The organism is Roseomonas sp. AR75, assembly GCF_005222815.1.
Lineage (GTDB): Bacteria > Pseudomonadota > Alphaproteobacteria > Acetobacterales > Acetobacteraceae > Falsiroseomonas.
On sequence record NZ_STGB01000006.1, the window covers coordinates 384164 to 404754 of the forward strand.

Genomic DNA, 20591 nt, shown 5'->3' on the forward strand with positions numbered 1-20591 from the left:
GTAAGTCGCTGATGACAGGGCGACCCGGGCAGGACGGCATGACCGACGCGCCGATCATCGAGGACGCACCGGCGCGACGCGCCGGCGCGGCGGGCTGGGCGCCCTTCGTCCCGCCCTACACGCCGCCATGGCCCGCCGTGCCGTCGCTGTTCCGCGCGATGCTGCGCGGCGACGGCGACCTGCTCTCGCTGCTGCCGCGCGAGGCGTACCACATGAAGATCGGTCCGCTCGGCTATTCGCGCCGCTCGATCGTGGTGGTGAACGAGCCGGCGATGGTCCGCCACGTGCTGGCCGACCCCGAGGGCATCTTCCCCAAATCCGACCTGATGGTGCACGCGCTGGAGCCGCTGATCGGCGACAGTATCTTCGTGTCGTCAGGGGCGACGTGGCGCAGGCAGCGCGAGGCGATCGATCCCGCGTTGTCCATGATGCGCGTGAACCGCGCCTTTCCCGCGATGGAAGCCGGCTGCGAATCGGCCGAGGCCGAATACGACGGCCACGCGCAACAGGGCACGCCCTTCAGCCTCGACCTGGCGATGAGCCACCTGACGGCCGACATCATCTGCCGCACCGTCTTCACCACGACGCTGGCCACAAAGACCGCGCATGACGTCTTCGACGCCTTCACCGAATTCGAACGCCGCGTCGCCCAGGTGGAGATCCGCCGGCTGATATGGGACAAGGCCTGGACCAAGGCGCCGCAGAAGGCGCCGGTGCTGGAGGCCTGCGCCGTGATCCGCGCGCGCATCGGCGAATTGCTGGACACGCATCTCGATGCCGGCGCCAGCTTCGACGACATCGCGCAGCAGGTGATCGAGGCGCGCGACGACCTCGGCGCCAAGGCCTTCGACCGCGAGGAACTGATCGACCAGCTCGGCGTGCTGTTCCTGGCGGGGCACGAGACATCCGCCAGCGCGCTCACCTGGGCCTTCGCGATCCTCGCCTCGCAACCCGCGCTTGTCGCGCGCCTGCGCGCGGAGGTGGAGGAAGTGACAGCCGGCGGCCCGATCGAATTCCACCACATCAAGCGCCTGACGCTGACGCGCAACATCTTCCGGGAGACGTTGCGGCTCTATCCGCCGATCACCTTCCTGCCGCGCGTCGCGAACGCGGCGACCTCGCTGAACGGCTATCGCCTGAAGAGGGGCGCGCTGGTGATGGTGGCGCCCTGGGTGCTGCATCGCCATCGGCTTTACTGGAAGGACCCGAACCGCTTCGATCCCGACCGCTTCCTGCCGGAACGCGAGGATCAGATCACCTCCGGCGCCTATATCCCCTTCGGCATCGGGCCACGCATCTGTGCCGGCGCCGCCTTCGCCACGATCGAGGCGACGCTGCTGATCGCGCGGCTGTTCCGCCGCTACGACTGGACGCTGGACGCGCCCGACCGCATCCGCCCCGCCGCGCGCCTCACCACGCGACCCGTGGAGCAGGTCATGTGCCGCGTGAGGATGGCGTGACCGGCACCGTCCTCGTCACCCTCGGACGCCTGCCGAAAGGCCTCGACATCTGCCGCAGCTTCGCCCTGGCCGGCTGGCGCGTGGTGGTGGCGGAGCCGCATGCGCGCCATCTCTGCGGCGCGTCCAACAGCGTCACCCGCAGCGTCCCCCTGCCCGCGCCGGCGGAGGGCAAGCGCCTCTACCTCCAGCGGCTGGCGGAGGTCGCGCGCGCCCACGGCGCCGACCTCGTCGTGCCGGTCTCGGAGGAGGCGCTGCATGTCGCCTTCCTGCCGCGATTCCTGCCGGAGGTGCCGGTGTTCGCCATGCCGCCCGGCACGATGCTCGCGCTGCACCACAAGGGCCGCTTCACGGAGGTTGCGCGGGAGGCAGGCGTCGCGGTGCCGGAGACGCATCCGCTCGGCAGCGAGGACGCGGCAGCGCTGGCGCGTGCCGGCCGCGTCGTGGTGAAGCCCGTCCACTCCGCCGCCGGCCGCGGGGTGCGGGTGCTGGCCGAGGGCGAGTCGCTGCCCGCGCCTGAGCCCGGCGCGCCCGCCGTGGTGCAGCGCTTCCTGCCCGGTGCGGAGTTCAGCTCCTGCACGCTGGCGCGGCAGGGCAGCGTGCTCGGCACGGTGATCTATCGCGGCGTGCAGTTCGCCGGCTCCGTCGCCTGCGCCTTCGAACGGGTGGAGCACGCGGAGGCCGAGGCCTGGATCGCCCAACTGGTCGAAAGACTGGGCTGGTCCGGCTTCATCGCCTTCGACATGCGCGAGGACGCCGAGGGCCGCATCCACGGCATCGAGTGCAACCCGCGCACCACCAGCGGCCTGCACTTCTTCGAGACCGAGGACATCGCCGCTGCCATCCTCGGCGCGCGGGACACGGTGCGCCACCGCGAGGCCACGCGCCTGCAGCAATTCTGGTCCTGCCTGACCGAGACGCAGCTGGCGCTGTTCCGCCGCGATCCCGCCTTCGGCCGCCACCTGCGCAACCTGTTCAGCACGCGCGACGTCACCTGGGCGGCGCGCGACATGGCGCCACTGCTGACCATGCCCTGGACCGCCTGGCCGATCATGCGCGACGCCGCGCGCCAGCGCGTTCCCTTCGGGGAGGTCGCGACCCAGGACGTCGGCTGGTTCGAGGGCGAGGTGCGCGCCGCGCCTACCGCAGCGGCCGCGGCACCCGAAAGGGCAGCATCGCGTACATCAGCGGCGACCTGAAGCGATCCAGCGACAGGCTCTCATGCACGCCGGGCGCGTCCTGCCCCAGCAGCCGCGTGTGGATCTCCGAGCGCGAGTAGAACGGCGCATCGGTCAGCGTACGCGTCACGCGTACGGGGCCCTCCGCCCGCGTCGGCCGGCGGAGCCGCCACAGCGTGCGCGGCAGTTCCGCTTCTGGGGGCGGCGGGAAATCGGTCAGCGCGCCGTCATCCGTGGCCTTCAGCGCGAGAGACTGGGTGGTGCCGTCGCGGCGCTGCGTGTTGTAGAGAATCGCCGTCGCATCCGGCAGCGCCGCCCGACACCAGTCCCACTCGCGGAAATCCTGCTCGAGCGGCGCGGCGCCGGCATTGGTGTCGAAATAGGCCGCGCCCGACCAGCGCAGCGCCGGGCTTTCCAGTTCGACCTCCACGCGGGAGCGCGGCGCGATGGGCTGCCATTCGTGCCGCCCATCCGAATCGAGCGTCAGCCGCCGCGTGGACAGCGCCGTCGGATGCAGCCGCACCACGCCGCGCAGGCGCGAGGGGATCGGCGCCGTCACTTCCTCGATGCGCACGGTCAGCGTCGTGCCGTCCCATGTGAGCCCGCTCGGCCCGATCGTCAGCGTGTTGGCGTCGCGCCGCAGCGCATGCCGCCGGCGGTCCGTCATCGCCCATCGGGCGGGCGTGCCGTACAGCACGACGTTCAGGCAGCAATGGTCGTGCGGATCGCCGCCCGTGCCGCCCTCGGCCATCCGCGCCAGCGCATACCAGGGCGAGAACACCGTGCCGATGAAGGCGATGATCGTGATGCCGTGCTTCCCGTCGTCGGACAGCGCATCGAGGTACCACCAGCAATAGCCGCGCCGCGGCACCGGCCGGTCGAAGGCCCAGTCTCTCAAGCACGTTCCTCCACCACCCGCGCCGCGGCCAGTCGGCCGGAGATCGCGGCCATCGCCACCCCTGCGCCGGGATGCGTGCTGCCGCCCGCCAGGTACAGCCCCGGGAGCTTCGTGCGCGCGCCGGGGCGGCTGAACGCGGCCTGCCAGCCATGCACCGCCGGTCCGTACAGCGCGCCGCCGCTGCCAGGGAACAGCCGCTCGAATCCGGCCGGCGTGGTCACCGCGGCGTCCTCCGGCCGGCCATCCAGCGCGAAGCCGGCGCGGCGCAGGCGCTCGAACGCCGTTTCGCCACACCGCGCGATCGCTTCGGGCGGGATCGGCCGCGACTCCGCGCGTGCGGGGGCGCTGATCATCGCCAGCAGCCGTTCCGGTCCCGCGGGCGGCGCGGCCCCGCCGCCGCGGTCCAGCGCCCAGAGCGTCACCGTCGGCGTGGTCGGCAGCCTGGCGCGGTAACCGATCTCGGCATACTCGGCGGTGGGATCGTCGGCATGCGCCACGGCCTGCATCGCCAAGGGCAGACCCTCGGCCTGCGCCCGCAGCGCCCATGTGACCGCGGAGAAGGAGCGCCGCTCCGGCGCCAGGCGCTCCACTGCGCCGGCGGCGGCCGCGCCGAACCGCCCGGCGCCCAGGGCGGCGGCGTCCGCGTTCAGCACGACGGCGGCGGCGTCCAGCGTCTCTCCATCCGCAAGCCGCACGCCCTGCGCGCGGCCGCCCGCCACCAGGATCTCCCGCACCTCTGCCGCGTAGCGGAAGGTCGCGCCACGCGCGGCGGCGACGGCGGCCAGTGCTTCCGGCAGCCGCTGCATGCCGCCTTCCACCGACCAGAGCCCCTGCATTTCCACATGCGCCACCAGCATCAGGGTCGCCGGCGCCTGCAACGGGGAGGAGCCGACATAGCTTGCCACGCGGGCGAAGACCTGGCGCAGCCGCGGATCGGGGAAATGCTCGCCGAGCGCATCCCAGAGCGACGCGAAGGGGGAGGCGCCGAGCAGGCCCCGCAGCCCTGCCTGCGCCGCCAGCGCCAGCGCCCCCGGGCGCTGCGCCCGCAGGAAGGGCTGTTCCAGCGCGTCATGGATGCGCTTCGCCCGCTCGCGGAATGTGCGGTAGCCGCGCGATGCAGGCGCGCCGGCGAAGTCGCCGATCGCCGCAGCGGCCGCCTCGGCCTCCGCTGGCAGGTCGAGTTGCCTTCCGTCGGCCCAGGCATGCCGCCCAAGCAGTGGCTCGGCGCGCAGCGACAGCCTTGCTTCGAGGCTGTCGCCGGCCGCCTCGAAGATCTCCTCGAAGACATGGCGCAAGGTGAGCATCGCGGGGCCGGCGCCGATCCTTGTGCTGCTCGCCTCGACCTCCCGTATCTTCCCGCCGGGGGCGGCGGCCCGGTCGAGCACGAGGACCTCCCGGCCGCGTGCTGCCAGCAGCGCTGCGGCGACGAGGCCGCCGATGCCGGCGCCGACCACGATCACGCGCTGGCTGCGCCCCATCATGCGGCCAGGGAAAGACAAATCACGCGCATGTGTCAAGATCGCTTGACACTATGTCATGTTAAGCAAAGTGCTGACCACCCACTTGTTCTGGACAGGGTCCGTGTCTAAATTTGCGGCTCCGACGACAGCCACAGACCCGTTCTTCATCGCCCTCCCAGCGGAGATGGACGCCTCATGTCACGTCACGCCGCCGCCTGCCTTTCAGCTTGCGCTCGCGTGTTCGTGAGCGCAGATACCGCATCGTCATGAGCCGCGTCGTCGTCACCCAGCCGGATGTCACGCTGGTCCTCGACTGGGACGGGATCATCCGCGATGCGTCGGTCTCCGCCAGCCTGACAAGCGGCGGCTTGCAGGGCTGGGTCGGCCGCCATTGGACCGAGACGGTGGGCGAGCCCGCCAGCGACCAGGTCCGCCGGATGGTGGAGGACGCGCGCGCCAGCGGCGTTTCCGCCTTCCTCCAGGTCACCCAGCGTTTCCCCTCCGGCATCGAGTTGCCGATCGAATACACCACCGTGCGGCTCGGGGCGCAGGCCGGGCTGGTTGCGGTGGGCAAGAGCCTGCAGACGGTCCGGGAACTCCAGGCCCGGTTGCTCGCGGCACAGCAGGCGCGCGAGCAGGACTACTGGAAGTTGCGGGAAGTGGAGATGCGCTCCCGCCTGCTCTTCGACGCCTCCTCCGAGGCGGTCCTGGTGCTCGGCGCAGCCGATCTCCGTGTGATCGAAGCCAATCCCGCGGCGATCCGCGAACTCGGCCTGGCGCCTGGCTGGGACTTCGCCCAGGAAGTCGCGCCGCGCGATCGCAAGGCCTTCGCCGCGCTGCTCGGCCGAGCCAGGGAATCCGGCCGCGCGCCGGGCGTGCTGATGCATCTCGGCGCCGCCGGAGCGCCCTGGCTGCTGCGCGTGTCGCTGATGGTCGGCGATCCGGATCCGGCCTTCCTGATCCAGCTCGCCCGCGGCATGCCCGAGCCGGGGCTCGGCCTGCCGCGCGCCACGCCGCCGCGGACCGACGAGCTTCTCGAAGCCATGCCCGACGGCTTCGTGGTCGCCGATGCCGATGGCATCGTGCGCCGCGCCAACCGCGCCTTCCTCGACCTGGCCCAGACCGCGACCGAGGCGGCCGTTCTCGGCGAGCCGCTGACGCGCTGGTTCACGACGCCCGGCCAGGATGCCGCGATGCTGCTGCGCACCCTGCGGGAGCATGGCGAGGTCCGGCTGTTCCGGAGCACCGTCACCGGCGTTCTCGGCAGCGAGGAGGAGGTGGAGATCTGCGGTACCGCCAGCAGCGCTGGTGGTCCCGTGGCGATCTGCCTGCTGGTCCGCCCGGTCGGCCGCCGCCTGCAGGACGGACAGGGCGAGTTGCGCACCGCGCTCGGCGACGTGCTGAAGGAGATGGGCCGCCTGCCGCTGCCCGTGCTGGTGCGCAACACCGCGGCCGTGGTCGAGCGCGCCTGCATCGCGCAGGCGCTGCGCGGCGCCGACGGCAACCGCACCGCGGCTGCCGATGCGCTCGGGCTCAGCCGGCAGAGCCTCTACGCCAAGCTCGAACGCTACGGGCTGGTCGGGCCGCGCGATGCGGCCGAGGGCATCCTGGGATGAACGAGGTCGATCCCGCCGGATCGGCCGCGGCGCCGCGTGCCGCCGCCACCGAGGCCGACTTCGCCACCTGCGAGCGCGAACCGATCCATCAGCCCGGGCTGGTCCAGCCCTTCGGCCTGCTGCTGTTCGTGAGCGAGCCCGATTGCGTCGTGCTGCAGGCCAGCGCCAATGCCGCGGCGATGCTCGGCTATGACAAGGTGGTGGGCAGGCAGCTCCGCGACCTCGGCGGCGACCTTGCCAGCGCGATCCTGCCGCGCACGCTGGAGCCGCTGGACGGCGTGCCGGCGGTGCTCACCCTGCATGCCGGCGCCGACAATGCGCCCTTCGACGCGATGCTGCATCGCCCGCCCGGCGGCGGCCTCATCATCGAGCTCGAGCCCGCCCTCCCGCAGCCGCACATCGCGCGGCAGGTGGAGAACGCGCTGCACGCCTTCCTGTCCTGCTACGCTCTCAAGCCGCTCTGCGACGAGGCGTCGCGCGTGTTCCGCGAGCTCACCGGCTACGACCGCGTGATGGTGTTCCTGTTCGCGCAGGAAGGCCATGGAGAGGTCTATGCCGAGGAGCGGCGGCCAGACCTCGAAGCCTATCTCGGCAACCGCTACCCCGCGTCGGACATCCCGCAGGTCGCGCGGCGGCTCTATGTCCGTTCGCGCGTGCGGGTCACCGCCGATGTCGGCTACACGCCGGTGCCGGTGGAACCGGCGCTGAACCCGCTGACCGGCGGCCCGCTGGACATGTCGCTCTGCCTGCTGCGGAGCATCTCGCCCTCGCACATCCAGTTCCTGCGCAACATGAAGGTCGGCGCCTCGCTGGTGTGCTCGATCCTGGTGGGCGGGCAGTTGCGCGGCCTGGTCGCCTGCCATCACGACTCGCCGCGCCGTCCCTCCTTCGCGCTCCGCGGCGCCTGCGATCTGCTGGCCGAGGCGCTCGGCACGCGCATCGCGGCGCTGGAAGCCTTCGTGCAGTCGCAGGCGGAGCTCTCGGCCCGCCGGCTGGAGCAGCGCCTGGTGGAGGCGATGTCGCGCAAAGGCGACTGGCAGACGGCGCTGTTCGACAACCCGCTCACGCTGCTGCAGCCGATCGGTGCGAGCGGCGCGGCGCTGCTGTTCGAGGGCGGCGTGCAGACCGCGGGCGACGTCCCGGGGACCGACGCGCTGCGCGAGCTTGCGGCGTGGCTCGATTCGCGGCCGCGCGCGGGTCCGGTGGCAACGAACGCGCTGCGCGAGGTCGCGCCGCATCTCGCCGCGCTCACGCCCGTCGCGGCGGGCGTGCTCGCGGTGCCGATCTCCGATTCGCCCGGCGAGTATCTCGTCTGGTTCCGCCCGGAGCAGCCGCGCACCATCGTCTGGGGCGGGGACCCGCGCAAATCCGTGGAGATTCAGGGCGACCGGCGTCGCCTGATGCCGCGCTCCTCCTTCGCCAAATGGGTCGAGCTGGTCGAGGGCTCGGCCGAGCCGTGGTCGCCGGCCGAACTCGCCACCGCGCGGCTTGTCGGCGATTCCGTCGCCGATGCGGTCGTGCAGTTCCGGGCCGTGCGGCTGCTGATCGCGGAGGATCAGCTCGCGCAGGTGCGGCGGCAGGTCGCCGTCTCCTCGCAGCCGCTGGTGATCTGTGATGCGGATGGCGCAATCGGGCTGATGAACGCGGCGATGGAGCGGCTGCTGCCGGCGTTGCAGGGCGCGCGGCCGCGCCATGTGGAGGAACTCGCCCGCTTCTTCGCCAGCCCCGGCGAGGTGCGCCGCCGCCTGATGGAGCTGATCGACCTGCGCCAGTCCTGGAGCGGCGATGTGCGCCTGGCCGATGACGACGAGGGCGGCAGGCCGGTGACGGTGCGCGCCGATCCCGTTGTCGCCGCGCAGGACCGCGTGCTGGGCTTCGTGCTGATGTTCAATGATCTCGGCCAGAGGAAGGCGGCCGATGCGGCGCGGCGGCGATTCCAGGACGCGATCGCCGAAAGCCATCGCAGCCGCGCCGGCTGGCTCGACCACCAGGCCGATCCCGGTTTCCAGGCGGTGCTCGCCGCGGTGGTCGAGAATGCGCAGCTCGCCGCGCTGGAGATCGCCGAGGGCATCGAGATTGCGCGCATGCCCGCGATGCTCGAAAGCGTGCGCGCTTCGGTGACGCGGACCACCGAGGTGCTGGAGATGCTGGCGCGCCAGCTCGGTGCGCCGAAGCCCGGCGGCGGCGTCGGCGCTGGCGACTGAGATGCCGGAGGACGGCTCCCCCGGCAGCGTGCGCGCGATGCTGCGCGCCGCGACGGATGCGCAGCACCAGCGGCTGCACGTCCTGCCGGCCTTCGCGGCCCTGGCCGAGGGCCGTATCGCGTTGCACGACTACGCCGCGCTGTTGCAGCGAAAGCTCGGCTTCCATGCTGCGCTGGACGCGCGGCTCGAGGGCGTGGACGACCTCGCCGCGCTTGGTATCGACCTGGCGGAGCGGCGCCGCACTCCTCTGCTGCGGGACGACCTGCGCTGGCTCGGCATGTCCGACGCCGTGCCGCTCGCGCCGCTGCCGGTCTTGCGCGGCGCCGCGGAGGCGATGGGCGCGCTCTACGTCGCGGAAGGTTCGACGCTCGGCGGTCGGCAACTCGCCCGCGCCTTGGATGGGCTGCTGCCGCCAGGCGAGGATGGCCGCCGCTTCCTGTTGGGCCATGGCGCGCGGCATGGCGCGATGTGGCGCGACTTCTGCGGCGCGCTGGAGCGCTGCGGTGCCGACCTCGCGGCGCGTGATGCGATGATCGCCGGCGCCATCGCCACCTTCGCCGCCTTCGAGGCGTGGTTCAGCGTGCCGGAGGCGATAGCGGCCGCGTAACCGCAGCCCTCACCCGATCGCGCCCTCCGCCTCCAGCCCGCTGCCGCCATAGAGCCAGGCCAGGGTATCCCGCCATTCCGCCTGCGACTTCGCGCGCATCACCGCGTTGCGCAGCGCCGCATGCGCGCCGGCGGGGTGATACACATGCTCGCCGATCGCGCGCGACTGCAGCTGCACCCGCGCGGTGCGCAGCGCGCGCTGCGCGTTGTAGGCCGGCAGCGCGCGCGTCGCGTCGCCCTGATGCGCCTCCATCATGTGCGCCAGGCACACCGCATCCTCCATCGCCATGCAGGCGCCTTGCGCCATGTACTGCATCATCGGATGCGCGGCGTCGCCGAGCAGCGCGACGTTGCCGTCCACCCAGGTCGCCACCGGGTCACGGTCGCACAGCACCCACAGCCGCCAGTCGCGGCCGCGGCGGATGATGGATTGCGCGGTGGGATGCACATGCTGGAAGCCGGCGAAGACCTCGGCCGCGTCCACCGGCTTCCCTGCCACCGGCTCCGGCGCATCGTTGTGGTAGGTGACGACCAGGTTGAAGGTCTTCCAGCCCTGCAGCGGGTAATGGACGATGTGGCATTTCGGGCCCGCCCACAGCGTCGCCGCGTTCCAGCGCAGGTCCTCCGGCATGTCCTCCGTCGGGATCACGCTGCGATAGGTGGTGTGGCCGGAGACGCGCGGCCGGCCGTCGCCCACCACCTGCCGCCGCACGTTGGACCAAAGCCCATCCGCGCCGATCAGCGCGGCGCCGCGCACCGCCTCGCCATCCGCCAGGAAGGCCGTGACGCCGCCGGGGTCCTGTTCGTAGCGCGCGACGTCCGCGCTGGTGCGCAGGGCGACTCGGGGATGCGCGCGGCAGGCCTGCAGGAACACGCCATGCAGGTCGCCGCGATGGATGACGGCATAGGGATTGCCGAACCGCGTGCGAAACTCCTCGCCGAGATCGATGTGGCAGATCTCCTCGGCCGTCAGCGCATCCATCAGGCGCAGCCGGTCCACATAGATCGCCATCGCCCGCGCGGTGTCGCCGACACCGAGCCAGTCGAAGGCGTGGAAGGCATTCGGCCCAAGCTGGATGCCCGCGCCAACCTCGCCAAGCTGCGGTGCCTTCTCCAGCACCTGCACGTGGAAGCCCTTGTTGGCGAGGCCGAGCGCGGCGGCCAGCCCGCCGATGCCGCCGCCGGCGATCAGGATCGGAAGGGTCACTCCGGCTGGATTCCCGCTTCGTCCGCGATTCGCCCGTTCTTCGCGTTCTCCTCCGCGAGGAAGGCGGCGAAGCTGGCGGGGGTGTCGGTGGTGAAGGGATCGGCGCCCATCGCCGCCAGGCGCTGCGCGATCTCCGGCTCCTTGCCGATCTCCCGCAGCTTCGCAGCGACGGAATCGGCCGTGGCCGCTTGCAGGCCCTTCGGGCCCCACACCGCATACCACAGCGTGAAATGCAGGCCCGGCAGCCCGGCCTCGTCCACCGTCGGCACATCGGGCATTGCTGCGCTGCGGGCGGCCGAGGTGACGGCGAAGGCGCGCAGCCTGCCGCTGTCCACCAGCGGCTTGGCCGAGAGCAGCGGCGCCACCATCAGCGCGACATTGCCCGCCACCGCGTCGTTGATGGCCGGCGCCGTGCCGCGGTAATGCGCCACCACCGCGTCCGCCGCGCCGACGCGCCGCTTCAGCCCCTCGGCCGCCAGATGCGCCATCGAGCCCGCGCCGGAGGTGGAGAGCGTGTAGCGCTTCGGATCCGCCTTCATCTGGTCGGCGAGCTGCGCCAGCGTCTGCGCGCGCGAGGCTTCGGGATGGCCGACGATGACCAGCGGCGCGGTCGCCACGCGTCCGATCCCGGTAAAGTCGGTCATCGGATCGTAGGTAAGGCCGCGCACGACGCGGGCGCCCATCAGGTGGATGTCGGCATTCACCAGGAAGCTCTGGCCATCCGGCGCGCTGCGCGCGACATCGGCGGCGCCGATCGTGTTGTTGCCCCCGGCGCGATTCTCCACCACCCAGGCCTGGCCGCTCAGCGCCGCCAGCCGCGCGGCATAGAGCCGGCCGATCACGTCGATGGCGCCGCCCGGCGGGGCCGGCACCACCAGCCGCACCGGGCGCCCCTGGGCCAGCGCCCCGCGCGCGGCGAAAGCCGTGGTGGCCGCGGTCAGCAGCCTCCTGCGAAGCATGCGCAATCCTCCCCGTTCGTGGCGCAGAGCATCGCTGCCCGCCGGGCACTGTCAATCGCTCCGCGCTCCCTGCCCCGCCCTTGCGGGGGAGGGCCGGGGTGGGGGAAACCACGCAAGTCGATCTCAGCGGAACACCGAATGGATCCCCAGACCGAACTGGCCAAGGTGAAGGCCCGCATCCGCGCGCTTGCCGCGCGCACGGTCGAGCGCGGCTGCTCCGAGGCCGAGGCGATGGCCGCCGCCGCGAAGGTGGGCGAGCTGCTGGAGGTCTATGGCCTGTCCATGTCCGAGGTGGAACTGCGCGAGGAAGCCTGCGTGCAGCGCGTGATGGTCTTCAACGACCCGCGCCGCCAGGCGATGGGCTGGCTGTTCCCGGCCCTGCTGCGCTTCACCGAATGCCGCGGCTGGACGGCGGGCCGCGCCGACTACGTGATCTTCGGCCTGGAGCCCGACGTTCAGATGGCCGAGTACCTGATGCACGTCATCGCCGGCGCGTTGGGGTACGAGGAGGTGCGCTTCCGCAACAGCACTGACTATGCGCGGTCACGTGCCGCGCCGCAGGCCGTGCTGCGCAGTTTTCGCATCGGCTATGCCGACCGCGTCGCCGCCCGGCTCGAGGAACTCGGCGCGCATCGGCGTGAGACCGCGCGCCAGGCGCAAGCCGAGGCACAGCGCGCCGGCAGCGCCGGCACCGCGCTGGTGCTGGTGAAGGAGCGCAAGATCGAGGAAGGCTTTCGCGCGCTCGGCGTGCGGCTGCGCACCGTCAGCCGCAGCACCGTGGTACGCGACAAGGGCGCCTATGGCCGCGGGCGGGAAGCCGGCGGGCGGGTCGGCCTCGATCGCCCGGTGGGGCAGGGGCCCGGCACGGGGCGCCTGCCGCGGCGATGAGCCGCCGCGACGCCGCCGCGCGCCGGCTCTATGCCTGGGAGGATGCGGTGGTCGCGCCGCGCGACCGCAGCCTGGTGCCCTTCGCGCAGCTGCAGGCGCTGGTGGATCATGTCTGGGCGGCCGAGGGCCGGCACTTCCCGCCGCGCGTCCGCCCCCTGCCGAAGCAGGCGCGCCGCACCGTCGCCCGTGCGACGCGCACCGCCATCGAGGCCCCGGCGGAACTCGCCACCTGGGTGCTGCTGCACGAGCTGGCGCATGCGCTGGTCGCCGATGTGGACGGCAACGGGCTCGGCCACGGGCCTGACTTCGTCGGCACCTATCTGCGGCTGCTCGTCACCTATGCGCGCTTGGACAGTGCGATGCTGGAAGCGACGCTGCGCGAGGCCGGCCTCGCCTGGACGCCGGCCTGAGGCCGCTCAGCCTTCCCTGCGGCGCACCGTTCCGGCCAGCCCCAACATGCCGAGCGCGCCGGCCAGCAGCGGCAGGCTCGCCGGCGCCGGCACCTCGGTCGCCGCGCGGAACACGACGGTGAGGGTGTCCTGGGTCGCCAGCGTGTAGACATAGCTGCCCGGCGTCACGCCCATGGTGGCGAAGTCGGTGCCGGTGAAGGTCATGCTGCCGGTCATCGCGTCGCCGCTGACGTAGGTGGCCTCCACCCAGAGCAGGCCGCCGCCCACGAGCCCGCCGAACAGGTGCAGCACGAGCCCCGATCTTGAATCCGCAATCGTGTTCGTCACACCTGGGCCGAAGGCGTCCGGACCGAGGACATCATAGCCGTTCGTGGCGGTGCCCGCTGCTTCCGCCGAGACGATCACCGCGAGGCTCGGGAAGATCAGCGCACCGCTCGTCAGGCCGCCGATCGGCGATGTTGCCGGCAGGTCGAGCGAGCCGGAGAGCGTGCCGACGACATTCCCGCCCTGCTCGACGAAGGTGAAGGTGGCCGCTGCGTCGGCCTTGCCCGCCCACATTCCCCCGGCCGCCGCGAGCACCGCAGCCATCATTGCAGCACGCAGTCCACGCATCGCTCCGCTCCCCCTGTTCCGTGACGCGATCGTAAGGTGTGGTCGGGCCTGCGCGCAACCCCGGCGTGCAATCAGCCTCGCCGGCGCACCACCCCGCACAGGGCCACCATGCCCAGCGCCCCGGCCAGCAACGGCAGGCTCGCCGGCGTCGGGATCGCCGCGCCGAGGTTGCGGAAGCTCAACGTGAAGGTGTCGCCGTTCGAGAGTGTCCAGACATGGTCGCCGAACGCCACGCCGAGCTCGGCCATGGTCGCGTTCAGGATCATCGTGCCGTTCATCTCGGCACCGCTGACGTAATCCGTGCCGACCGCGACGACGTTGTCGAAAAGCTGGATCACCGAGCCGAGCACGAAGGCCGGGACCGCTCCATTGCCGGATCCGAAATTGGCCGGGCCCGTGACCGTGTAGCTGGACAGGGTGTCGCCCGTGGGGCTGCCGGCCACGAAATACGGGACATAAGGCGTGAAGGCGGCGGGCAGGGCCGGCATCGTTCCGGTGGGCGCCGGCAGGTCCAGGCTGCCCGACAGCGTGCCGACCGTGTCGCCGCCGGACTCCACGAAGATGTAGCTGGCGGCGGCGAGGGCCGGCCCTGCCGCGCCGATCCAGGAAGCCATCGCAAGTGCAGCCGCCGCGGCACAACAGCGCGTCATCGCGCGGCGGAAGCAGCGCGCGCCCCTGTCGCGGCCTGTGCCGCCACGGGCCGGCGCTGCACCCACCGCATGCATGAGCGGCATTGTCCCGGCTCCTCGTTCCCATGCGTATCGTAACGGTGGTGTCGTGCAAGGAAAAGCGGCTGCTTGACGCAGGCGCCCGTCGAAGGCGAGGCTCGGCCCACAGGCGGCGCCAGCACCGCCGGGGAAGGAGACGTTGCCCAATGGCGGTCCAGAAGCCCTGGTCCGGCGTCATCGCCGCGCCGTTCCTGCCCTTCGACACCGATCTCGCGATCGATTGGCGCACGCTCGAACGCTACATCGCATCCATCGCCGCCTCCGGCCCGCGCGCCATCGCGATGAACATGTCGGCGAGCGAAGCCTATTCGATGGAGCCGGAGGAACATGCGGAGGTCATCCGCGTGTGCAAGCGCGCGGTGGCCGGCGCGGTGCCGATCCTGTCGGGCATCACCAGCTCCTACAACGCGGGCGCGCGCCAGGCGGCACAGCGCATGCTGGATGCGGGCGCGGATGGCCTCGTCGTCTTCCCGCCACTCCCGATCACCCTGTTCAAGCCTGTCTCGCTGCAGATGGTGGTGGATTTCCACGCCGCCGTGACGACGGCGGCGGATGTGCCGGTCTTCGCCTTCCAGACGCCGACTTCGCCCTATCCCGCCGGCGCGACCGAGGCGCTGTCGCGCCTGCCCGGCATGGTGGGGATCAAGGATGCGGGCTTCAGCGTGGAGGGCACCTGGCAGACCATCCAGGAAGCCAAGGCGGGCGGCGATGCGCTGGCCGTGCTGACCGGCAGCGACACCTTCATCCTCGAAGCCATGCTGATGGGCTGCGATGGCGCGCTGATCGGCTATGCCGGCACGGCGACGACGGAGCTGATCCGCATGCACGAGCATGCGCGCGCCAACCGCGTGGCGGAGGCATACGAGATCTGGCGACGCCTGGCGCCGCTGGCGCAGGAATGCTGGAAGGCGCCGCTGATCAATTACCGCGTGCGCGTGAAATACGCGCTGCTGCGCCAGGGCATCTTCCCGAACGCGCTGTCGCGCCCGCCGCAGCCCGCGCTGACCGAGGAAGACCGCCGTGCGGTGGACGCGCTGTTCGCCGCGCATCGCTACGATGATCCGCGCTACCTGCCCGGCGCGCGCTGAGGGAAGGGAATACACCATGCGCATCCCGCGCCGCGGCCTGGCCGCGCTGCTGACGCTCGCCGCGCTGCCCGCGCGCGCCGAATCCTGGCCGCCCGCCAATCTCCGCCTGATCCTGCCCTACCCGCCCGGCGGGGTCGGCGATCTCACCGCGCGTCTTCTGACGCAGCACATGCAGGAGGCGATCCCGACGCGCATCGTGGTGGACAACCGCGGCGGCGGCGCCACGGTGCCGGGCACGCGCGCGATCCAGGCCGCGGCGCCGGACGGCACGACGATCGGCATGGTGGACAACGCCTTCACGATCAATCCCGGGCTGATGGGCGCGGACCTGCCCTATGACCCGCTGCGCGACTTCAGCTTCATCAGCCATGTCGCCGCGGCACCGATGGTTCTGGTGGTGCATCCCTCGCTCGGCGTGACCGACGTGCAGTCCTTCATCGCGCTGGCGAAGCAGCGTGGCGATTCCCTCGCCTTCGGCTCGGCCGGCAACGGCACGCCGGTGCACATCGCCGGCGAGCTGTTCCGCCGCGCCGCCGGAATCACCTGGACGCATGCACCCTATCGCGGTGCCGGGCCGATGATGACGGACCTGGTTGCCGGCACCGTGCAGGTCGCCTTCGCCACCGTGCCGACCGCGCTGGCCCAGGCGCGCGACGGCCGCATCCGCGTCCTCGCCGCCTCGGGGCGGGAGCGCCCGGCGCTGATGCCGGATGTGCCGAGCATGGCGGAGGCCGGGCTGCCGGATGTGTCGATCCGGGTGAATCTGGCGCTCGTCGGCCCCGCGGCGCTGCCGCCAGAGCATGTGAACGGGCTGTCGGCGACGGTGAAGCGGGTTCTCGCGCAGCAGGCGGTGCAGGAAAGGCTGCGCGCGCTGGGGCTGGTGCCGGTCGGCAGCACGCCCGACGAATTGCGCGCGCTGTTCGCAGCGGAGATCGCGCAGATGGCGGCGGTGATCAAGGAGGCCGGGATCAAGCCGGGGTAGGATAGGGCGACGCGCCTTACTCCGGCTTCTTGCCGCCCTGCAGCGTTTCCAACTGCCGGCGCAGCCGCTCCACCTCGGCCTGCAGCGCGACGATCCGCGCGGCCTCCCCTTGCGGCTCCGCCGGGTCCTGCCCGGCGCGGAAGGGCGCGAACAGGGTCATGGCGCGCTCCATCATCGCCATGTTCTGCTTGCCGATCTCCTCAAGCCCGCCGAACGGGTTGAACCCGCCCATGGACTGCTCCATCGCCCGGCGCATCTGGTCCTGCTGGCGGGAGAAGGCGCCCATGACGTTCTCCAGGTAGCGCGGCACCAGGGACTGCATGCTGTCGCCGTAAAAGCCGATGATCTGGCGCAGGAAGCTGGTGGGCAGCAGGCTCCGGCCCTTCGCCTCCTCCTCGACGATGATCTGGGTGAGCACGGAACGGGTGATGTCCTCGCCGGATTTCGCGTCGTAGACGACGAAGTGCCGACCCTGCCGCACCATCGTCGCCAGGTCGTCGAGCGTCACGTATGACGAGGATTCCGTGTTGTAGAGGCGCCTGTTCGCGTATTTCTTGACCACGACCGGCGGGGAGGCCGGCGTTTCGGCCGGAGCCGCCGGGGGGAGTGTGGTGTCTTGTGACATGCTGTCGCCCGCCTTCCGCGCGGCCGTTCCGCCGCATGATGCGGATGCTAACATGGGCTGCGCTGCGGTGCGAAATGCCCGATGCGTACCGCGGGCAATTCGCGCAGGGCGAGTTCCCGTCCCATGTGCCGGGACGCTAGAAGTGCGGCATGACCGGGGATCCCCCCAAACCCGACGACGCCGAGATCGAGCGACTTGCCGAGGACTGGATCACGCTCTGGCAGAGCGAGATCGCCGGTCTCGCGGCCGATCGCGAGGCCGCCGAGGCCTGGGCCGCCGCCACCTCCGCCTGGGCGGCGCTCGGCGCGGCCTGGCTGCGCGCGGCCGCGGCGCCGCCCTTCGGCCGCCCGCCCCCGGCCTGGCCCTTCCCAACCCCATTCCCCGGCCCGTTCGGCCATGACGGCGCCGCTGCGCCGCCGCGGACCCCGGCCGCTGCCGCTCCATCTGCTGATGGGAGCGAGCCGGGGGTGGCTGGCGCTGGCCGGGACGATGACGCAGTCCGCCAGCGCCTTGCCGAGCTGGAACGGCGGCTTGCCGATCTCGAAGGCGGGCCAGGCGGAACAGGCGCGGATCCTCGGTCGCCTCGCCGACGGAAACCACGCGCCTGAGCAGTTCCGGGCGGCGGTGCTGCGCCGCCTGCTGCGGGAGGACCGGGCGCTGCTGGCCGGCATCGCCGCCTATCGCCGCCATCCCTACACCCGCCGCCTGTCCGACCCGCCCGTGCGCTGGTCGGAGGGCGGGTCGCGCCTGCTGGACTATGCCGCGCCGGGCGCCGCGGGTCCGCCGGTGGTCTTCGTCCCTTCCCTGGTCAACCGTGCCTATGTCCTCGACCTCGACGAACGCAATTCGCTGCTGCGCTTCCTGGCGGGGCAGGGGGTGCGGGCCATGCTGCTGGACTGGGGCTGGCCGGGTGAGGCCGAGCGCCCGTTCACCCTGACGGACTATGTCGCCGGGCGGCTGGAGCGGGCGCTGATGGCGCTGCCGGAGCCCGCGGTGGTGGTGGGCTACTGCATGGGCGGGCTGCTGGCGCTGGCGGCCGCGCTGCGCCGGCCGGACCGGGTCCGCGCGCTCGGCCTGCTCGCCACGCCCTGGGACTTCCACGCGACGCCGGAGGAGACCACGCGCGCCGCCGCTGCCGCGGCGCTGCTGCCGGGGCTCGAGCCGCTGATGCAGGCCACCGGCACCCTGCCGGTGGACGTGATCCAGACGCTGTTCGCCGGCCTCGACCCTTGGGGCATCCCGCGCAAGTTCAGGGCTTTCGCCCGGCTGGACCAGGCCTCCCCCCGCGCCGCCCTGTTCGTGGCGCTGGAGGATTGGCTGAACGATGGCGTGCCCCTGGCTGCCCCCGTGGCGCGGGAGACGCTGGGCGGCTGGTATGGCGCGAATGCCCCGGCGCGGCTCGCCTGGCGCGTCGCCGGCGCGGCGGTGGACCCGGCCGAGGCGCGGCTGCCCGCCTTCGTCGCCATTCCCCATCGCGACAGGATCGTGCCGCCCGCCTCCGCCAGGGCGCTTGCCGCAAGGCTGCCGGCGGCGCGGGTGCATGAGGCCGAGGCCGGGCATATCGGCATGGCCGCGGGCAGCGCGGCGGAAGCGGCACTCTGGCGCCCGCTGCTGGCATGGCTGCAAAGCTTGTAGCGGACGCTGCGGCGCACCAAACTGCGGCCAACGCCAGATCCTGAGGAAGGGAAGCACCTCCCATGACCGAGATCGTCATCGCCTCCGCCGCACGCACGCCGGTCGGGGCCTTCAACGGGGCCTTCGCCAGCCTGCCCGCCCATGCCCTCGGCACCGTGGCCATCAAGGCCGCGCTGGACCGCGCCGGGGTGAAGCCGGAGGAGGTGGACGAGGTGATCCTCGGCCAGATCCTGACCGCCGGCGAAGGCCAGAACCCCGCCCGCCAGGCCTCGGTGGCCGCCGGCATCCCGGTGGAGCGCACCGCCTTCGGCATCAACCAGCTCTGCGGCTCCGGCCTGCGTGCCGTGGCGCTCGCCGCGCAGCAGATCGCCACCGGCGACGCCGCGATCATGGTCGCCGGCGGGCAGGAGAGCATGACCCAGGCGCCGCACTGCGCGAATCTGCGCGCCGGCCAGAAGATGGGCGGGCTGGAGCTGGTGGACACCATGCTCAAGGACGGCCTGTGGGACGCCTTCCAGGGCTACCACATGGGCAACACTGCCGAGAACGTCGCGCAGAAATACCAGTTGACCCGCCAGGAACAGGACGAGTTCGCCGCCGCCAGCCAGCGCAAGGCGGGCGAGGCGATGAAGGCCGGCCGTTTCAAGGACGAGATCGCGCCGGTGACGGTGAAGACCCGCAAGGGCGAGATCGTGATCAGCGAGGACGAGTATCCGAAGCCCGACACCACCATGGAGATCCTGGCCAAGCTGCGCCCCGCCTTCGCCAAGGACGGCACGGTCACGGCCGGCAATGCCTCCGGCATCAATGACGGCGCGGCCGCGGTGGTGGTGATGAGCGCGGCCGAGGCGGCGAAGCGCGGCATCACGCCGATGGCCCGCATCGTGAGCTGGGCGACGGCCGGCGTCGATCCCGCGATCATGGGGACGGGGCCCATCCCGGCCAGCCGCAAGGCGCTGCAGAAGGCCGGCTGGTCCATCGACACGCTCGACCTGATCGAGGCGAACGAGGCCTTCGCGGCGCAGGCCTGCGCGGTGAACAAGGATCTGGGCTGGGATCCGGCGAAGGTGAACGTGAATGGCGGCGCGATTGCGCTCGGCCATCCCATCGGCGCCTCGGGCGCGCGCGTGCTGAACACCCTGCTGTTCGAGATGCAGCGCCGCGGCGCCAAGCGCGGCCTGGCCACGCTGTGCATCGGCGGCGGCATGGGCGTCGCGATGTGCATCGAGCGCGCGTAGCGCTCCTGGGCGAAGGCAGGAGCGCCTGACCTAGGCGCCTCCGCGCCCGCTTCTACTCTCCCTCCCCCGCTTTGCGGGGGAGGGTCGGGGTGGGGGCACGACCGACGCTCTCCCAATCCCGCTCCCACCCACGCACGCCGCGACCACCAGCCCCACCACATCCTCCGCCACTTGCGGCGACCACAACGCGCCGACACCCTCCGCCCGCAATGTGCTGAACCCGTGCACCGCGGACCAGGCCAGTGCGAGCCGCGCCCGCCGCGCGCGCGGATCCATCCCCGGCACCGCCGCCGCCATCGCCTGGTCCAGCACCGCGAAAGCGTCCTCCGCCGCGGCGCGCCAGGCGGGATCGCCCCGGTCGATCAGGTCGGTGCGGAACATCAGCCGAAAATGGGCCGGGTTCGCCTGCGCGAAGCCGATATAGCCCCGCCCCGTCGCCGCCAGCCGCGCTGCCGCATCCGCTTCGGCCGGCAGCGCCGCGACCTCCGCGCGCATCGTCGCGGCCAGCCTTGCCTCCCCTTCCGTGACGAAGGCCGTCAGCAGGCCGCGCTTGTCGCCGAAATGCGGCGCGGCGGCGGAGTGCGAGACGCCCGCGCGCCGCGCACATTCGCGCAGGCTGACCGCCTCCGGCCCCGCTTCCCGCACGATGTCCGCGACCGCATCCAGCAGGGCGCGCCGCAGGGCGCCGTGATGATGCCGTCCTGCCCCCTTCGGTGTGACCGCCATGCCATGATCCTGGCCTCGCATGCAAAACTTGACAACGGTCAGTTGATTGGGCGAAAAACTGACCATTGGTCAGA

19 protein-coding genes are annotated in these 20591 nt (G+C 72.0%); 11 read left to right on the top strand and 8 right to left on the bottom strand.

Going from position 1 to position 20591, the window contains the following annotated elements; translation table 11 throughout:
* Positions 1–38 precede the first annotated feature (38 nt).
* Complete coding sequence (locus E4T13_RS26370) at positions 39–1460, top strand: cytochrome P450 (RefSeq protein WP_137181330.1); 1422 nt, start codon at positions 39–41, stop codon at positions 1458–1460.
* Positions 1457–2656, top strand: a complete 1200-nt coding sequence (locus E4T13_RS26375) for an ATP-grasp domain-containing protein (RefSeq protein WP_137181331.1) — start codon at positions 1457–1459, stop codon at positions 2654–2656. The genes E4T13_RS26370 and E4T13_RS26375 overlap by 4 nt, the downstream gene beginning before the upstream one ends.
* On the opposite strand, the gene E4T13_RS26380 is transcribed toward E4T13_RS26375, so the two are convergent.
* Together E4T13_RS26380 and crtD are read right to left on the bottom strand one after the other, a co-directional pair.
* Complete coding sequence (locus E4T13_RS26380; protein WP_240791305.1) at positions 2598–3533, bottom strand: carotenoid 1,2-hydratase; 936 nt, start codon at positions 3531–3533, stop codon at positions 2598–2600. The genes E4T13_RS26375 and E4T13_RS26380 overlap by 59 nt on opposite strands.
* Positions 3530–5032 carry a 1-hydroxycarotenoid 3,4-desaturase CrtD gene (gene crtD / locus E4T13_RS26385; RefSeq protein WP_240791306.1) on the bottom strand — a complete coding sequence of 501 codons (1503 nt, stop codon included), beginning with the start codon at positions 5030–5032 and terminating at the stop codon, positions 3530–3532. Before crtD ends, E4T13_RS26380 begins: the two co-directional genes overlap by 4 nt.
* 227 nt (positions 5033–5259) lie before the next feature.
* Here crtD and ppsR point away from each other — a divergent pair, with 227 nt between their 5' ends.
* The 3 genes from ppsR to E4T13_RS26400 are packed head-to-tail and all read left to right on the top strand — an operon-like array spanning position 5260 to position 9420.
* Positions 5260–6609 carry a transcriptional regulator PpsR gene (gene ppsR / locus E4T13_RS26390; RefSeq protein ID WP_137181333.1) on the top strand — a complete coding sequence of 450 codons (1350 nt, stop codon included), beginning with the start codon at positions 5260–5262 and terminating at the stop codon, positions 6607–6609.
* Positions 6606–8813, top strand: a complete 2208-nt coding sequence (locus tag E4T13_RS26395; RefSeq protein ID WP_137181334.1) for a PAS domain-containing sensor histidine kinase — start codon at positions 6606–6608, stop codon at positions 8811–8813. The genes ppsR and E4T13_RS26395 overlap by 4 nt, the downstream gene beginning before the upstream one ends.
* A 1-nt stretch (position 8814) precedes the next feature.
* The gene (locus E4T13_RS26400; protein WP_137181335.1) at positions 8815–9420 is read left to right on the top strand and encodes a biliverdin-producing heme oxygenase; all 606 of its coding nucleotides are present in this window, start codon (positions 8815–8817) and stop codon (positions 9418–9420) included.
* Positions 9421–9429: 9 nt separating this feature from the next.
* Here the strand turns inward: E4T13_RS26400 and E4T13_RS26405 are convergent, their stop codons facing one another.
* Entirely contained in the window at positions 9430–10626 is a 1197-nt protein-coding gene (locus E4T13_RS26405; RefSeq protein ID WP_137181336.1) for a 3-hydroxybenzoate 6-monooxygenase, read from the bottom strand.
* Positions 10623–11585, bottom strand: coding sequence for a tripartite tricarboxylate transporter substrate binding protein (locus tag E4T13_RS26410; protein ID WP_137181337.1), 963 nt, complete (start codon positions 11583–11585; stop codon positions 10623–10625). Before E4T13_RS26410 ends, E4T13_RS26405 begins: the two co-directional genes overlap by 4 nt.
* Before the next feature lie 138 nt (positions 11586–11723).
* Between E4T13_RS26410 and E4T13_RS26415 the strand changes: the two genes are divergently transcribed.
* Both E4T13_RS26415 and E4T13_RS26420 read left to right on the top strand, forming a co-directional pair.
* The gene (locus E4T13_RS26415) at positions 11724–12473 is read left to right on the top strand and encodes a DUF2786 domain-containing protein (protein ID WP_137181338.1); all 750 of its coding nucleotides are present in this window, start codon (positions 11724–11726) and stop codon (positions 12471–12473) included.
* A complete protein-coding gene (locus tag E4T13_RS26420; RefSeq protein WP_137181339.1) occupies positions 12470–12883 on the top strand; it encodes a SprT family zinc-dependent metalloprotease in 414 nt (137 codons plus the stop codon). The genes E4T13_RS26415 and E4T13_RS26420 overlap by 4 nt, the downstream gene beginning before the upstream one ends.
* Positions 12884–12889: 6 nt before the next feature.
* Here E4T13_RS26420 and E4T13_RS26425 read toward each other — a convergent pair whose 3' ends face one another.
* The gene (locus E4T13_RS26425) at positions 12890–13495 is read right to left on the bottom strand and encodes a hypothetical protein (protein WP_137181340.1); all 606 of its coding nucleotides are present in this window, start codon (positions 13493–13495) and stop codon (positions 12890–12892) included.
* 71 nt (positions 13496–13566) lie between these two features.
* A complete protein-coding gene (locus tag E4T13_RS26430; RefSeq protein WP_137181341.1) occupies positions 13567–14109 on the bottom strand; it encodes a hypothetical protein in 543 nt (180 codons plus the stop codon).
* 260 nt (positions 14110–14369) lie between these two features.
* Here E4T13_RS26430 and E4T13_RS26435 point away from each other — a divergent pair, with 260 nt between their 5' ends.
* Complete coding sequence (locus tag E4T13_RS26435; protein ID WP_170985262.1) at positions 14370–15311, top strand: dihydrodipicolinate synthase family protein; 942 nt, start codon at positions 14370–14372, stop codon at positions 15309–15311.
* A 16-nt stretch (positions 15312–15327) separates the two neighbouring features.
* A complete protein-coding gene (locus E4T13_RS26440; protein ID WP_170985263.1) occupies positions 15328–16293 on the top strand; it encodes a tripartite tricarboxylate transporter substrate binding protein in 966 nt (321 codons plus the stop codon).
* Between the two features lie 16 nt (positions 16294–16309).
* Here the strand turns inward: E4T13_RS26440 and phaR are convergent, their stop codons facing one another.
* A complete protein-coding gene (phaR, locus tag E4T13_RS26445; protein ID WP_137181344.1) occupies positions 16310–16918 on the bottom strand; it encodes a polyhydroxyalkanoate synthesis repressor PhaR in 609 nt (202 codons plus the stop codon).
* 396 nt (positions 16919–17314) lie between these two features.
* Between phaR and E4T13_RS26450 the strand changes: the two genes are divergently transcribed.
* The gene (locus E4T13_RS26450; RefSeq protein ID WP_137181345.1) at positions 17315–18553 is read left to right on the top strand and encodes an alpha/beta fold hydrolase; all 1239 of its coding nucleotides are present in this window, start codon (positions 17315–17317) and stop codon (positions 18551–18553) included.
* 62 nt (positions 18554–18615) lie between these two features.
* Complete coding sequence (locus tag E4T13_RS26455; RefSeq protein ID WP_137181346.1) at positions 18616–19791, top strand: acetyl-CoA C-acetyltransferase; 1176 nt, start codon at positions 18616–18618, stop codon at positions 19789–19791.
* A gap of 30 nt (positions 19792–19821) precedes the next feature.
* On the opposite strand, the gene E4T13_RS26460 is transcribed toward E4T13_RS26455, so the two are convergent.
* Positions 19822–20517, bottom strand: a complete 696-nt coding sequence (locus E4T13_RS26460) for a TetR/AcrR family transcriptional regulator (RefSeq protein ID WP_137181347.1) — start codon at positions 20515–20517, stop codon at positions 19822–19824.
* Positions 20518–20591 lie beyond the last annotated feature (74 nt).

Coding starts and splice junctions, on each gene's coding strand:
- E4T13_RS26410 (WP_137181337.1), bottom strand. CDS start 11,585: ATGCTTCGCAGGAGGCTGCTGACCGCGGCCACCACGGCTTTCGCCGCG.
- E4T13_RS26400 (WP_137181335.1), top strand. CDS start 8,815: ATGCCGGAGGACGGCTCCCCCGGCAGCGTGCGCGCGATGCTGCGCGCC.
- E4T13_RS26425 (WP_137181340.1), bottom strand. CDS start 13,495: ATGCGTGGACTGCGTGCTGCAATGATGGCTGCGGTGCTCGCGGCGGCC.
- E4T13_RS26370 (WP_137181330.1), top strand. CDS start 39: ATGACCGACGCGCCGATCATCGAGGACGCACCGGCGCGACGCGCCGGC.
- E4T13_RS26395 (WP_137181334.1), top strand. CDS start 6,606: ATGAACGAGGTCGATCCCGCCGGATCGGCCGCGGCGCCGCGTGCCGCC.
- E4T13_RS26415 (WP_137181338.1), top strand. CDS start 11,724: ATGGATCCCCAGACCGAACTGGCCAAGGTGAAGGCCCGCATCCGCGCG.
- ppsR (WP_137181333.1), top strand. CDS start 5,260: ATGAGCCGCGTCGTCGTCACCCAGCCGGATGTCACGCTGGTCCTCGAC.
- E4T13_RS26430 (WP_137181341.1), bottom strand. CDS start 14,109: ATGGCTTCCTGGATCGGCGCGGCAGGGCCGGCCCTCGCCGCCGCCAGC.
- phaR (WP_137181344.1), bottom strand. CDS start 16,918: ATGTCACAAGACACCACACTCCCCCCGGCGGCTCCGGCCGAAACGCCG.
- E4T13_RS26420 (WP_137181339.1), top strand. CDS start 12,470: ATGAGCCGCCGCGACGCCGCCGCGCGCCGGCTCTATGCCTGGGAGGAT.
- E4T13_RS26455 (WP_137181346.1), top strand. CDS start 18,616: ATGACCGAGATCGTCATCGCCTCCGCCGCACGCACGCCGGTCGGGGCC.
- E4T13_RS26440 (WP_170985263.1), top strand. CDS start 15,328: ATGCGCATCCCGCGCCGCGGCCTGGCCGCGCTGCTGACGCTCGCCGCG.
- E4T13_RS26435 (WP_170985262.1), top strand. CDS start 14,370: ATGGCGGTCCAGAAGCCCTGGTCCGGCGTCATCGCCGCGCCGTTCCTG.
- E4T13_RS26450 (WP_137181345.1), top strand. CDS start 17,315: ATGACGGCGCCGCTGCGCCGCCGCGGACCCCGGCCGCTGCCGCTCCAT.
- E4T13_RS26460 (WP_137181347.1), bottom strand. CDS start 20,517: ATGGCGGTCACACCGAAGGGGGCAGGACGGCATCATCACGGCGCCCTG.